The following is a 14,135-nucleotide window of genomic DNA, read 5'->3' as shown; positions in this document are numbered from 1 at the left end:
AATCGGATGCTTTTCGCATCCGATTCCATGTTTTATATCTGAAGATTTGCATTTTTATCAAATCCCAATATAGACAGCAAGTTTAACCTTTTTTAGCGCCTCTGCCACCGCGTTTTGATTCTGTGTGTTTCTTAAGGGACGCAAGACGGTCCTCTGAATCCTTCAGGAAGCGATTCATCTTGGCTTCGAATGATTCCGTGCGATCGCGATGACCACCGCCATGTCCGGATCCCCTATTGTTATTACGGCGTGCTGGTGGCGGATTATCTTTTGCTTTCTTGATGGAAAGCCCAATCTTTCCGTCCTTTTCATTAATGACCTTGACTGTGATCATATCACCGACAGACAAATGCTCATTAATGTCTTTTACGTAATTATCGGCAACTTCACTAATATGCACTAGTCCTGTAGATCCGCCTGGCAGTTCTACGAATGCACCGAAATTAGTGATTCCTGTTACCTTACCCTGATACTTGCTGCCTACTTCAATTGACATAAAAAAAATGCTCCTCCTTAAAGTTTGAAAGAAATATACTACTTATATATTATATAAAAGCTTGGAAAAGGGTGTCAATAAGAGGGCTCTTCTTCGGTGATCTTAAAAATGGTCTCACCGTCTTTTGAATAGAAGTAATTGGTTCTGGCGATTTCCAATACATAACTTTTGTCATTCAAAAGCTCGATTTCCTCTTTGAGATCCTTTTCTTTATCTTGCAAGCTTGCCAACTCTTCCTGCTTCTCTTTGTATTCCGTCTGCTTCTGGGCATAAACACCGCGCTGATGAATATGATATCCAGTCATCAAACCCAGCAGAACAACTGCAAAAGCGGCGAACAAGATCAAACGCCGAAAGAGTCTTTTTTGTTTTTTCCGCTGCCGTTCCGTATATGCATCGTATTGTCTTGTGTAGCTGGACTCCATCTTCGTTACGTTCCGTTTCTTTCTTGCCACGCCAGTTTTACCTCCTTGTCCTGCGCAGTGAATCGTAAAACTTTCTTGCTATATTCTTCATTCTACTATAGATACCTGCTAATTTGGAGTAATTTTTTCGATACCTTTCAGGTGTCAGCCTCCACACTAGCCGACCAATGAGACGTATTGGGTAAAAGAGGATGACCAGCACCAATCGGATCAATTTCCATAAGAGCGCAAGGACTCCCCCTGCCAGCAGCAGCAGTCCTTGGATTGCCAGTCGGATCGGTGTCAGGATGAGCACCTGTAAAATCCTCTTCGTTATGATCATCGTTTTTCGGATGATACGGATAAGCAATTCCAGCACACGCCGATAGCTTGTCTGAAATAAGGCCCTGTATCCTGCAAAACCACATAATAATGCCAAAAGAATATAAAAACGCATTTCCCCCTGGTTCACCTGAAACAGCAGGAAAAACAACAGCAAAGCCTGCAGCAGCCAGAAGCTGCACTCCATGACATAACGCATGACGACCCGCTTTTTCCAGTGCCGTTCAAAGCGGCGGAATGTATCCATGGCTGCACCAAGATAAACTCCGCCTGCAATCATCGACACTATAGTGAGGAACTGGACCGTCAGCGTCATTTGAAGAGCTTGCTAAAGAGTCCTTTAGCCTTCTCCCCATGATGCTCATCCAAATAGGACAGCTCCTGGATTTTACCCTTGATCGATACCTTACCCTCCTGCAAATCGAGATTCTTCATATGCAGGTTGCTCCCGCGAATGATCATATAACCCATTTCCGTCTGGAGCAGGAATTCTTCGCTATCGAAGCTGTCCACTTCCTTTACACCGCTGATCTCGAGCGATTTCCGACTGAACATTTTTATATCATGATCCGCTTGGACTTTCCGGGTTTGATCCATCGTTACCGCCTCCCTTTATCCCTAACAATCTATGAGGACAGGGACAAGGTTAGAACGATTTTTATTGTACAGGTTCTTCCTTTTTCACTTTATACAATGTTGCAGCATCTTCCTTCTTGACAGCTTCCTTCAGCTGCTGCACCTCGATCGTCAGCAGTTTCTGTCCGAAGCGAATCGCCATCTCATCTCCAACGGCTACATTCGTGGATGCTTTTGCCTGGATACCATTGATGGTGATTCGGCCTTGATCGGCCACTTCTTTAGCCAGTGTCCGCCGTTTGATCAATCGCGACACTTTTAGGAACTTATCTAAGCGCATGTCATTCACTTCCCTTATCCGTACTTTTATTACCCTCCATTGCCTGATGCAAAGCAATTTCTGGATTTATTTTATAATAGCCTGCATAAGAGGCAATAGCAAACAGAAGCTCTCCGATGACCTTTTCATCCAGCGCCGCTTCTGATGCCCTCCTGCTGAATTCGGACAGCAATTGTGCCAAATTGGAAGGGGATTCCGCTTGCTTGCCAAGCTCTGCCGCTTTCATCAGCTCCGGCTGCAGTGATTTGTTTTCTTGCTTCTGGGGTTGACCTGCTTTTTCTTCCTGCTTAATGGCTTCCCAGCTCGTTTGCAATTCTTGTTCTGTTTCCAAGACCGCCTCGCCGAAAACATGCGGATGGCGGCGAATCATCTTCTCTGTAACGCTTCTGATTACATCATCGATGGTGAAATAACCATCATCTTCACCGATTTGACTGTGCAGCATGACTTGAAGCAATACATCCCCCAGCTCCTCGATGAGATTCTCATCATCTTCCTTATTGATGGCATCAATAAGTTCATAAGCTTCTTCAATTACATATCTCCGCAATGATTCATGCGTTTGCTTCTGATCCCAAGGGCAGCCCCCTGGCCCGCGCAGCGTCCGGATCACCTCGCGCAATCTGTAAAACTTGTGATTCAGCTCCAGCGACACTGCCGGCGGCACATAAACACTCATCAAATTACTGAATTCCACACTTCTATCCAAGTCTTCAAGCATGACGGTCTTCATGCTCTCATTCGCGCTGCCCACAGCATCGACGATGGTAACTGGATACTCCGGCGGCAGATCCTCCAGTAATTCCAATTTCACTTCCGATGCTACCATTTGATCGTATACTTGGCAGAAGATGAGATGCTGTCTGTACTCCAGCTCATCACGCCGGAAGGATGTAGCGTCGACAAACTGAAAGCCATCGATCGGATCGATCCTTAGGGCAGAGAATAAATCATCAAGAAAACTTTGCCCCCCAATGATTTTCACATCGACTTCCTGTTGGGAAAGCAGCAGCTGAACAGTCATTTCCGCGAGCATCGGATGTCCAGGAACTGCATATATCAATGAACCTTCTTCAGCTTGACGGAACAAGCTGTTAGCAATTTCTTCATAAACCGACTGAAAATCGGGATGATTTTCGTAGATTTCGTCATAGGAATGGAATTCCACCCCTTCTTCTTGCAGCGTCTGTACAACCGGATGATCCATTGTCCTGACAAAGATGGGTTTCCCGTGACCTTTCAATTTCTTATAGATTCCTAGTGATAACTGGTTAATATCTCCGCCACCCAGTCCTACCACTTCAATGGTATGCTTCATTCCTTATTTCTCCCTTCCAATCGCAATAATCGGCTGCTGAATGGCAATGACATCAACTCCGCCCGGCTGAATGCTCCTGTCCGTATCAAAGTAAATCCATACAGTGCAGCACCGACGATGACAGCAAACAATACATATATCAATAACAAAATTCGTGTTTTCACGTGAAACAATTCGACAGCAGCTAAATATAATAACCCTACAGCGACAGACATGGACAACAATCCGACAATCAGACTCTTCCACGGAAGCTGGAACAACTTAATTTCTGGCAGATAACGCTTAAGCAAGTACAAGTTGCCTGCCAGTATGCAAGCTACCGTTATGACAGTCGCCAACGAAGCACCCATGATGCCGTAAATTGGTACCAGCCATTCATTCATCAACCATTTAAGAAGGAAGCCTGCTGCGATAATGGCTGCTGTCTGCTTCCATTTCCCTAATGTCTCCAGCATCGAGGCTGTTGTCAACGTCAAGGAACACACAAAGATTGTCAGCATGAATACTTGTAAAGAATATGTACCGATATCCGTTTTAAATAATAATTCGTTAACAAGCGGAAACAGACTGATCAATCCAGCAGTAGCTGCAATGGACAGCAGAAAACTAAGCTTCCACCCGCTCTGAAGCAGTTTGATGACAGCCTTCTTATCACCAAGCAGCTGATCCTTCGTAATGGATGGCACAAAGGACATTGCCAGGGAAGAGCCAACGACGATGCCCAACTGGACAAGCGGCTGGCCGCGGTCATATATCCCTTTCCATTCACGTGCCTCATCCAAATCCAAACCATGTTCCAGTAAGCCCGATACAAGTGTGAAAGCATCGGCAAACTGCAAAAGCAGTAATAGCATATAGTTTAGACAAATAAAGAAGCCATATACGAGAATCGTTTTTATGATATACATCCACGGAAGGCGCTGCTCCACTGTCGATATGATCGGCTGCTTCTTCATATAAAAGCAAAGGACTGCGATACCGAAGCAAGCCCCTGCCAATGATGCCAGTGCTGCTTCGGCTCCAATATCATACAAATCGCCCTCTGAACGTACAAGAAGGAAGGTGATGCCGAGAATCAAACCAACCCTGACCATCTGCTCCGCCACTTGCGAAACGGCTGTCGGGGTCATATTTTGCTTTCCTTGATAGACGCCCCGCAGGATCGAAGTAAAGGGAACAGCCAAAAAAATGAATGCCGCTGCCTTAAGCGGCTTCTCCAAAGCAGCATCACCCATCAATCCAGCTATTTGCGGAGCAGCTGCATACAGCACGGCAAATGTGATCACTGCCAAACCAAGCAGGAATGTCCCTATCGGCAAATAAAAAGAACGCCATGACGGGGAAACATTCCGGTAACGTTCGGCAACCAGCCGGGACACTGCTGCAGGAATGCCGTATAATGCCAAGCTCGCTGCAATCCCAAGGAATGGATACACCTGCTGATAAATATAAAATCCCTTATCTCCTACTATATTTTGAAATGGGACCCGATAGCCCGCACTTAATATCTTACTGATCAAACCAGCGACTGCCAGCACAAAAGCACCATGAAACAGCCGCTTCATTCCTAATCCCATCCGATGATTCCTCCAACCTTTACCTATTGGGATTATACCATGAGACCCATATCATATCTTGCTTCAACTGCGTACAAGAATCGATACGACTGGAAGCTTTCGGGGATGTATGCTGGAAATACGAGGTGAGCAGCCGTTAGCATTCTCCTCGATCATAAGCTCCCCTCCTCTTAACTTTCAGCTTAGCATAAAAAGAATCCCGCAACATGATCGTTGCGGGATTCCTTTTTCACTATTCCATTTGTCTCGCAAGGAAATTGGCAGCTGTTTCCGCCGCTTTTTCCTCGACTTTGCCAAGCTCGCCATCGTTACGGCTGACAATGACGACACAGCCGATCGGGTCTCCACTGGCGATGATCGGGCTGACCACATATGCTTGCACTTCATCGTCCTTATCTTCCACAAGCTCTACATTACCCGCTTGATTAACCGTAGCGGTTGCTCTGTCCTGCATTGCTTTTTCCACAATAGAACCGATACCTTTATTCATGTATTCCTTCTTCGACTCACCTGCAACTGCAATGTATTCATCACGGTCACAAATCAGGACGCCATGATCAATCGACGTAAATAATGCTTCTGCATATTCTTTTGCGAAGTCGCCCAACTCACTGATCGGGGAGTATTTCTTCAAAATGACCTCACCATCACGGTCAACAAAGATCTCCAGCGGATCCCCCTCTCGAATGCGCAGTGTCCGGCGTATTTCCTTCGGGATGACAACACGTCCCAAGTCATCGATCCTACGTACGATTCCTGTAGCCTTCATCTTCCATTGCCTCTCTTTCTGTATCATAAGCTGCTCTGGGGTATTTTCTACTTATTATGAAGAAAAGAAGAATTCACCAGTTGTGCTGTTAGTATGATACACATCGGCATTCCTATACATTTTTTGCCGATTTTTTAGGGCAGAAGCGAAAGAATCAGCTGGCACGTTTCAGCTCGCGCATTGCTTGAATGAACTCTTCTGCGATTTCATATCGACGTTCATACGATTGCCGGTCCCAATTGAAGACGATTTTCAATTTCTTATCCTCGGTCCCAAGCTGCACCATGCGGCCGTATTGATTAGCGAATTCGAACAATTTACTGCCATCGACATGCTGACTCATCTCGGGATCGATCAGTATCTCCATGCGCTGTTTTTTCTTTTTCTCGCTGATGGATTCGATTTTCTCCCGTTTTGCATACATCTTCAAGGAAGTCACATGGAAGAGGTTGGCCACTTCCTCAGGGTAGTCGCCGAATCGATCAATCAGCTCTTCTCGTAAATCATGGATTTCCTCTTGCGATGTGCAGCTCTGGAAGCGTTTATACATATCGATTTTCTGTTTTTCATCCTTGATATAAGATTCTGGAATATAGGCATTGATATCCAAATCCAGATCCACTTCGAACGGTTTGATTTCCTCTGCAGGTTTCCCCGCCTTACGTGCTTCCACTGCCTCGGTGAGCATTTGGGAATACATATCGAAACCGACAGAATCGATAAAGCCATGCTGTTGGGACCCCAATAAATTACCTGCACCCCGGATGGATAAATCACGCATGGCGATTTTGAATCCGGATCCCAATTCCGTGAACTCTTTAATGGCCTGCAAACGTTTTTCTGCCACCTCTGTCAGAACCTTATCCTGCTGATAAGTGAAATACGCATATGCCACTCGATTGGAGCGTCCCACACGGCCGCGCAGCTGATACAGCTGGCTGAGCCCCATCTTGTCTGCATTGTCGACGATTAAGGTGTTCACATTGGGAATATCCACCCCTGTCTCGATGATTGTCGTACTGACAAGGACATCATACTCTCCTTCAAGAAAGGCAAGCATGACGCTTTCCAGCTCTGATTCATTCATTTGGCCATGTGCGAAGGCCACTCTCGCATCATCGACCAGCGCTGCGATTTCCTGAGCTTTCCGTTCGATATTTTCCACCTTATTATAAAGGAAGAATACCTGACCATCCCTGGCCATTTCCCTTTCGATCGCCTCCCGGATGAAGACCGGATTGTACTCCATGACATATGTCTGGATCGGGAATCTGTTTTCAGGAGGCGTCTCGATGACGGAAAGATCACGGACACCAAGCATGGACATATGCAATGTACGAGGAATAGGTGTTGCCGTCAACGTCAGCACATCCACATTTGTCTTCAGCTGTTTCAGCTTCTCTTTATGTTTTACACCGAATCGCTGTTCCTCATCGACGACCAATAAACCAAGGTCCTTATAGACGATATCCTTGGAAAGCAAGCGGTGTGTGCCAATGACTATATCGATGACACCGCTCTTCAAACCGGCGATGACTTCATTTTGCTGCTTACGTGTCCGGAAACGGCTCATCAGGCCTACATTGATCGCGTAATCCTGGAAGCGCTCCAGAATCGTTTCGTAATGCTGCTGCGCCAAAATAGTCGTCGGCACCAAGATTGCTACTTGCTTTCCATCCGCAATTGCCTTGAAAGCTGCGCGGATAGCCACTTCTGTCTTGCCATAGCCGACGTCTCCGCAAAGCAGCCTATCCATTGGCCGTTCCCGTTCCATATCCTTCTTGATTTCATCAATGGTACGGAGCTGGTCTTCCGTTTCCTGATAAGGAAATGCCGCCTCGAATTCCCGCTGCATTTCACCGTCTTCCGAGAAGGCATATCCCTTGGAGGCTTCCCTTTCGGCATACAGCTTGATCAATTCATCCGCAATATCCTCCACAGATGATTGTACCCGGCTTTTGACCTTCTTCCATTCTGTCCCGCCGAGCTTGTACAGTTTCGGCTCTTTTCCTTCTGAACCGACATATTTTTGAACCAGATCTATCTGATCGATCGGTACAAATAGCTTATCATCGCCGGAATAACGGATTAACATGAAATCCTTATGCACATCCTGCACCTGCAAGGTCTCGATGCCGACATAGCGACCAATCCCGTGGTTGGCATGAACGACATAATCCCCTACAGAAAGCTCCTGATAACTCTTGATCCGCTCTGCATTCGATATTTTCTGCTTACGCTTCGGTCTTGCAGTACGCTTCTTGAACAGTTCGTTTTCTGTCAGGACCGCCAGCTTATGGAATGGCAATTCAAAACCGCTGCTGATATTTCCGATCATGATGGTCGGGGTGCCCACTGGAAGGGAGATATGTTCTGTAATGGCCGCTTCCATATCATAATCAGCCAGAACAGCCTGGATTTTCTCTGCACGCTGCTGGTTAGGAGCCATTAAAATAGTAGAATAATTGCTTTTTTCCCAACGCTCCAGCTCATTCTTCAGCAAATGCATTTGTCCATGGAATTGCTGCATCGCCCTGCATGTCACATTTACGATATTTTGCGGATGTGTATTCGGTATATGACGCAGGAAAACACTTAAGTATAAACGCGCCTGCTTCATCCTCTGCAGTACTTCATGCCAGTCAAATGACAGTTTCAGCTGTCTGACGGTTTGATGTGCTTCCAGCAGGCTCTGATGCCATTCCGCTTCCTCTTCATCAAGCCGATTGGCGGTTTCTTGTATCCGGCTCATTTCATCCAGGATGATATAGCCATCCTGGCCAAGATAATCTAATAGACTAGCTGGTTCATCATAAAAATAGCCGGCATACTTGGCCATACCCTGAAAACGTTCCTGCTGGCGCAGTCGCTCCAGATCCTGGCTGACAGCTTCAAGCACCTGCTGCTTATGCTCATCTGCCTGCAGCTTGCCTATGGTTTCTCCCAATGCCTTCTCCAGCCGATCAGCTGCCCTGGCAATATCTTCACTATCGACGAGTAATTCTGTGGCAGGACCTATTTCAACAGCATCCCTTTTTTCCAAGGACCGCTGTGTATCAGAATCAAAATAGCGGATTGAATCTACTTCCGTATCGAATAATTCAATCCGTATCGGATTGGATTCCGTCAACGAATAGATATCCAATATCCCGCCGCGCAAGCTGTATTCCCCCGGGGATTCCACCATGTCGGCACGTTCATATCCCATATCGACCAGCGCCCGCAAATAGCGGTCCAAATCAATTTCCTCTCCAACACGAAAAGCCAGCTGATAGCTTTCCCATTTAGCTGGTTGTGGAAGTATTCGTTTTAATGCTGCAGCCGGAGCCACCAGGATGCCATTCTCGCTTTGCATCCAATTACGCAATGCATCCAAGCGCTGGCTGCGAAGCTCTGGACTGGAGATGGCAATTTCGGATGCCAGTAATTCATTCACAGGATAGAGGTACACATTCGAATGCGCACTCAGTTCCAATATATCTTCATAAAGTGTCTGCGCCTGTGTCAGCTGGTGTGTCACCAGAATGACCTTTCGACGTATTGCATCTTGCAAGACTGTCGCTAGGACTCCCCTTGCCGATCCAGACAACCCTGTCAAAAGCTGTTCGTTCATCCCTGACTTTATCCCATTGATGACAGATTGTATATCATCCTGGGTGGAGATGAATTGCTTGATCTCTTGCATAATGCCTCCTTCTGCTAGTGCATGTCATAAGCAAAAAACGCCTTGGTTGACGCACCAAAGCTTTTTATGACAACATTATTTAGCTTTACGTTATTGCATGAAATGATCCAGCTCGTGATAATGCGGATATTGCTGCAGAGCATTTTCACAATCCTCACATGCTACCTGACAGACAATATGACCAGAATCGATCTGCACCATTTCCTGATAGTCCGCTGCGGATAACCGATCCCATCCGAGCGCTTTGATATCAACCTTATACTCATCCAGTTCTGCCAGCTTGGTTTTGCAATGCCGACATCGATATATAATTGCCATGATCACGCCTCCGGGACTTGAATTTGACTCTGTCAAAGTCTGCCCGAAAGCGCTAAAATTCATACACATCTGGTTGCAGTCTATGAATCAGCGATTAAAATCATTCATGACATGCAGGAAAGGTTCCTTCAGCCAGGTTTCACAAGCATCTGCCGCCTTCTTTACACTATCGACGATATCCGGCAGCTCTTCCTGATGGAAACGCTGGAGAACATAGTCCACCACAGGCTGCTGATTGACCGGACGGCCGATCCCTAGACGAATACGCTTGAATTCCTTCGTGCCAAGATGGGCAATCAAGGACCGAATGCCATTATGCCCGCCATGACCGCCTTTTTCCCGCAGCCGAACTTTCCCTGCCGGCAAATCAAGATCGTCATAAATGACAACCAGATCCTCCAGCTCCACATTATAATAATCCATCAGCGGTCGGACTGCTTCTCCCGAAAGATTCATAAATGTCGTAGGCTTGACCAAAATCACCTTTTCCCCATTTATCAAACCAGTCGCATACACACTATTGAACTTTTTATTGGATAATGGCAAATCGTGCCGATGCACCAATTCATCAATCGCGATGAACCCTATATTATGCCGAGTCTGATCATATTTCTGACCTGGATTCCCAAGTCCGACAATCATTTTCATAGTCATTAACGCCCTTTACTCATAGTCCATTCCCAAAAATCATACCCCAACCCAAGACAAAAAATCAAGAAATCCGAAAAAAACGAAAAGCGGAAGAAACCGGTTAGAAACGGAGGAATGGGTGAGGAATTCCGGAATGAGGTGCATTTCCTCATGCAGGGATTCATTGCCTATATCGCCAAAAAGAAATTCCTGCCCCGACTCTATATCCTTCTCCGACAGAAAAGGGAATTCCTCCCTGCCTGCAAAAAAAGCACATCAAGGATGCTTACTTTCCCATCCTTGACATGCTTTGCCTGGTGTTTGTATAGGATACCCTAACACAGCAAGGGATAGTCCTTTATTCTGGATTCTTCATATAAAATTTACATAAAGAAAAAGCTGCACCTTTGTTAGGTGCAGCTCATTTAAATCATTCTTCTTTATCGTTCTTGGATCCTTCTTCGATTGCCTCCACATCATCCGCATCGCCAGTAGTGGTGTCATCTGTTTCTATTTCCGCGGTTGGTGCGGTAACAGTAGCGATTGTTGTATCGGCATCCGTCAGGATTTCATACGCACCGTCCGTTGGCAAATCGCCGACGCTGATGCTGTCACCGACTCCTAGCTTGGAAACATCGACCGTGATTTGATCTGGGATATCATTTGGCTTGGCACTGATTTCCAAATCGTATAATGGCTGCTGAAGAACGCCGCCTTCTTTGGAACCCGGTGCTTCCCCTTCAAGCTGGATCGGCACTTCCACATTACGCGCCTCTGACATGTTGACTACATAGAAGTCCGCATGCACAAGACCGCCTTTCAAAGGGTCGGTTTGATAATCATGCAGCATGACATCCACTGCGTCGCCTTTGATATCCAGTGAAATGATTGCGTTTTTCCCTTCATCACGTACAGTTTTCAGTAAGTCGATACTATCCACTGCGACACTGACAGGTTCTTTGCCATTGCCATACACGACTGCCGGGATGATACCTTCTTCGCGCAATTCTTTAATATAAGATTTCGTATGGTTAACTCGTTTGTCTGCTTTAAGTTTTACTGCCATCGTAATCACCCTCCATAGTTTTACGGATCTACAGGTAATGATTCCCTTACGACTTCAGTACTAAACATAAAATCAATCAAACAGGATACTGACGGATTGCTGTTCGTGGATACGAACGATTGCTTCACCGAATAGCGGAGCTATGGAAAGCTGTGTTATATTGTCGATTTGTTTCTCTTTTGGAAGAGGGATTGAGTTTGTAACGACAAGCTCTTTAATTTGTGAATTTTGGATTCGCTCGATTGCCGGACCGGATAATACCGGGTGGGAACACGCTGCGTATACTGCTGTTGCGCCTTTTTCTCTTAAAGCATTCGCAGCTAGCGTCAATGTTCCAGCTGTATCGATGATGTCATCGATGATGATCGCTGTTTTGCCTTTGATTTCCCCGATGATGTTCATCACTTCGGCCACATTAGGACGAGGGCGGCGTTTATCGATGATTGCGATCGGCGCTTTCAGACGATCTGCCATACGGCGTGCGCGCACTACACCGCCATGGTCAGGGGAGACAACCACGATATCTTCCAGGTTCTTTTTCTCGAAATAGTCGGATAGGATCGGAACACCTACCAAGTGGTCGATTGGAATATCGAAGAAACCTTGAATCTGCGGTGCATGCAAGTCCAATGTCAGAACGCGTGTCGCTCCGGCAGTCTGCAGGATATCAGCAATCAGTTTGCTTGTGATTGGTTCACGGGCACGTGCTTTACGATCCTGACGTGCATAACCGTAGTAAGGCATGATGATGTTGATGGTCTTGGCTGAAGCGCGTTTCAATGCATCGATCATGATGAGCAGTTCCATCATATGCTGGTTGACAGGCGCACAAGTGGACTGGACAACATAAACGTCACAGCCGCGGATGCTTTCTTCAATATTGATCTGGATTTCGCCATCGCTAAAGTGGGAGACAGTGATTTTACCTAGTTCTACGCCAATGTGGTCTGCAATTGACTTAGCTAACTCTGGATTGGAATTCAAAGAAAAAACTTTTAACGATGGATCATTATAAGGCATGTCGAGTAACCCTCCAAAATTATTTATTCTTGAAATAAGAATCTTTGTTTTCTTGTCTTGCTCTGGCAATCGATAAAGCGTCTTCCGGTACATCTTTCGTAATGGTTGAACCTGCTGCCACCAAAGCGCCTTTTCCGACTGTCACTGGCGCAATCAAATTCGTATTGCAGCCAATAAAGGCATTGTCCTCTATTTTGGTCAGATGTTTATTCTTTCCGTCATAGTTCACTGTTATTGTACCACAACCGATATTGACATCTTTTCCAACTTCGGCATCACCAATATAGCTTAGATGCGAAACTTTGCTTCCATCGGCGATGACTGATTTCTTCACTTCGACGAAGTTTCCGATTTTCACCTTGTCCCCAAGCTGTGCTTGCGGACGGATATGAGCGAACGGTCCGACATTGACATCATTCCCAATTTCGCTGTCATGCGCTACGCTCTGCTTCACGACGGTGCGGCTGCCGATTACGACATCCTTCACTTCCGAGTTCGGACCGATGACAGCATCTTCTTTGATCTCCGTCTTACCAAGGATCATCGTGTTCGGCAAGATGGTGACATCCTGCTCGATCACTGCATCAGCACTGATATAAGTCGAATCCGGATCGATGATCGTGACACCATTGCGCATATGATGTTCATTGATACGGCGTTTCATGATGCGCTCTGCTTGGGAAAGCGCCACGCGGTCATTCACACCCATCGTTTCATCGAAATCCGGTGTCTGGTAGGCAGTCACCAGCTTATTATCCTTTTTCAGCAGCTCCAGCACATCCGGAAGATAATACTCACCTTGGGCATTATCATTCGAAACATTATGCAATGCCTGGAACAATAGCTTGTTATCAAAGCAGTATGTACCCGTGTTGATTTCATCCACCAAAAGTTCTTCTGCATTGGCATCTTTATGCTCGACGATGCGGAGTACCTCCCCGGCCTCGCTGCGGATGACCCGTCCATAACCTGCAGGATCCGGAGCCTTGGCAGTCAGCACTGTGGCGCTTGCCCCCTGCTGTTCATGATGATCAAGCAATGCTTGAATGGTGTCGGCTGTGATCAGCGGTGTATCTCCGCTTAAAACGACCGTCACACCCTCTTTGTCTTTCAGGAACGCCTCGGCCTGAAGGACCGCATGTCCTGTACCAAGCTGTTCTTCCTGAAGGGCATAATCACTTGCATCTCCAAGCTGGGCTTTCACGTCCTCTGCCCCATGCCCGACGATTGTAATCAATTTATCTAATTGCAAAGAATTTAACTGGTCAGTAACATGCTGTACCATCGGTTTCCCCATCACAGGATGCAGCACTTTGTACAGCTTCGATTTCATCCTGGTGCCCTTTCCAGCAGCAAGGATGACTGCATATCGGTTTGACATGCGAACCCTCCATTCTTTTATCCTCTGTAAATATATCTTAAAATAATTGTCATTTCAACAGGATCAGAGCCTGAATTCACGTAATTCGAGATAATTCCGCATCCATCCACCCGTGCTGAATGCATAAAAATAACAGCCATTCCATATACTAGAACAGCTGTTAATCACATCTTGTATGAAAGATGACGCAACCGCCATCTGTTAAGCACCATA

The 14,135-nt window shown here is 46.2% G+C and carries 14 protein-coding genes; all 14 read right to left on the bottom strand.

All coding sequences use genetic code 11. The features are described 5' to 3' along the window. Positions 1-82: 82 nt before the first annotated feature. A complete protein-coding gene (locus CHH53_RS16150; protein WP_093728742.1) occupies positions 83-496 on the bottom strand; it encodes a S1 domain-containing RNA-binding protein in 414 nt (137 codons plus the stop codon). Positions 497-570: 74 nt separating this feature from the next. Then, positions 571-951 (bottom strand): FtsB family cell division protein, encoded by a 381-nt coding sequence (locus tag CHH53_RS16145; protein ID WP_095217166.1) that lies wholly within the window; start codon positions 949-951, stop codon positions 571-573. Positions 952-958: 7 nt separating this feature from the next. Further along, positions 959-1,558, bottom strand: coding sequence for a spore cortex biosynthesis protein YabQ (gene yabQ / locus CHH53_RS16140; RefSeq protein ID WP_095217165.1), 600 nt, complete (start codon positions 1,556-1,558; stop codon positions 959-961). Further along, on the bottom strand, positions 1,555-1,839 hold the full coding sequence (gene yabP, locus CHH53_RS16135) for a sporulation protein YabP (protein ID WP_093728739.1): 285 nt from the start codon (positions 1,837-1,839) through the stop codon (positions 1,555-1,557). The genes yabQ and yabP overlap by 4 nt, the downstream gene beginning before the upstream one ends. Before the next feature lie 61 nt (positions 1,840-1,900). After that, positions 1,901-2,158 (bottom strand): RNA-binding S4 domain-containing protein, encoded by a 258-nt coding sequence (locus CHH53_RS16130; protein WP_095217164.1) that lies wholly within the window; start codon positions 2,156-2,158, stop codon positions 1,901-1,903. 1 nt (position 2,159) lies between these two features. After that, complete coding sequence (gene yabN / locus CHH53_RS16125; protein ID WP_095217163.1) at positions 2,160-3,476, bottom strand: bifunctional methyltransferase/pyrophosphohydrolase YabN; 1,317 nt, start codon at positions 3,474-3,476, stop codon at positions 2,160-2,162. Beyond that, the gene (locus tag CHH53_RS16120; RefSeq protein WP_095217162.1) at positions 3,473-5,053 is read right to left on the bottom strand and encodes a putative polysaccharide biosynthesis protein; all 1,581 of its coding nucleotides are present in this window, start codon (positions 5,051-5,053) and stop codon (positions 3,473-3,475) included. The genes yabN and CHH53_RS16120 overlap by 4 nt, the downstream gene beginning before the upstream one ends. A 232-nt stretch (positions 5,054-5,285) precedes the next feature. After that, the gene (spoVT, locus tag CHH53_RS16115; RefSeq protein ID WP_095217161.1) at positions 5,286-5,822 is read right to left on the bottom strand and encodes a stage V sporulation protein T; all 537 of its coding nucleotides are present in this window, start codon (positions 5,820-5,822) and stop codon (positions 5,286-5,288) included. A 154-nt stretch (positions 5,823-5,976) separates the two neighbouring features. Further along, on the bottom strand, positions 5,977-9,507 hold the full coding sequence (mfd, locus tag CHH53_RS16110; RefSeq protein ID WP_095217160.1) for a transcription-repair coupling factor: 3,531 nt from the start codon (positions 9,505-9,507) through the stop codon (positions 5,977-5,979). Between the two features lie 90 nt (positions 9,508-9,597). After that, positions 9,598-9,825, bottom strand: coding sequence for an anti-sigma-F factor Fin (locus tag CHH53_RS16105; RefSeq protein WP_158221589.1), 228 nt, complete (start codon positions 9,823-9,825; stop codon positions 9,598-9,600). 87 nt (positions 9,826-9,912) lie between these two features. Next, on the bottom strand, positions 9,913-10,473 hold the full coding sequence (gene pth / locus CHH53_RS16100) for an aminoacyl-tRNA hydrolase (protein ID WP_095217158.1): 561 nt from the start codon (positions 10,471-10,473) through the stop codon (positions 9,913-9,915). 412 nt (positions 10,474-10,885) lie between these two features. Further along, positions 10,886-11,521 carry a 50S ribosomal protein L25/general stress protein Ctc gene (locus CHH53_RS16090; protein ID WP_095217156.1) on the bottom strand — a complete coding sequence of 212 codons (636 nt, stop codon included), beginning with the start codon at positions 11,519-11,521 and terminating at the stop codon, positions 10,886-10,888. A gap of 72 nt (positions 11,522-11,593) precedes the next feature. Further along, on the bottom strand, positions 11,594-12,541 hold the full coding sequence (locus tag CHH53_RS16085; protein WP_095217155.1) for a ribose-phosphate diphosphokinase: 948 nt from the start codon (positions 12,539-12,541) through the stop codon (positions 11,594-11,596). 19 nt (positions 12,542-12,560) lie between these two features. Beyond that, entirely contained in the window at positions 12,561-13,922 is a 1,362-nt protein-coding gene (glmU, locus tag CHH53_RS16080) for a bifunctional UDP-N-acetylglucosamine diphosphorylase/glucosamine-1-phosphate N-acetyltransferase GlmU (protein ID WP_095217154.1), read from the bottom strand. Between the last annotated feature and the right edge of the window lie 213 nt (positions 13,923-14,135).

Source organism: Terribacillus sp. 7520-G, assembly GCF_002271665.1.
Taxonomy (GTDB): domain Bacteria; phylum Bacillota; class Bacilli; order Bacillales; family Amphibacillaceae; genus Terribacillus.
Note: the sequence above shows the minus strand (reverse complement) of the source record. Positions and strands in the feature narration are given on the sequence as shown.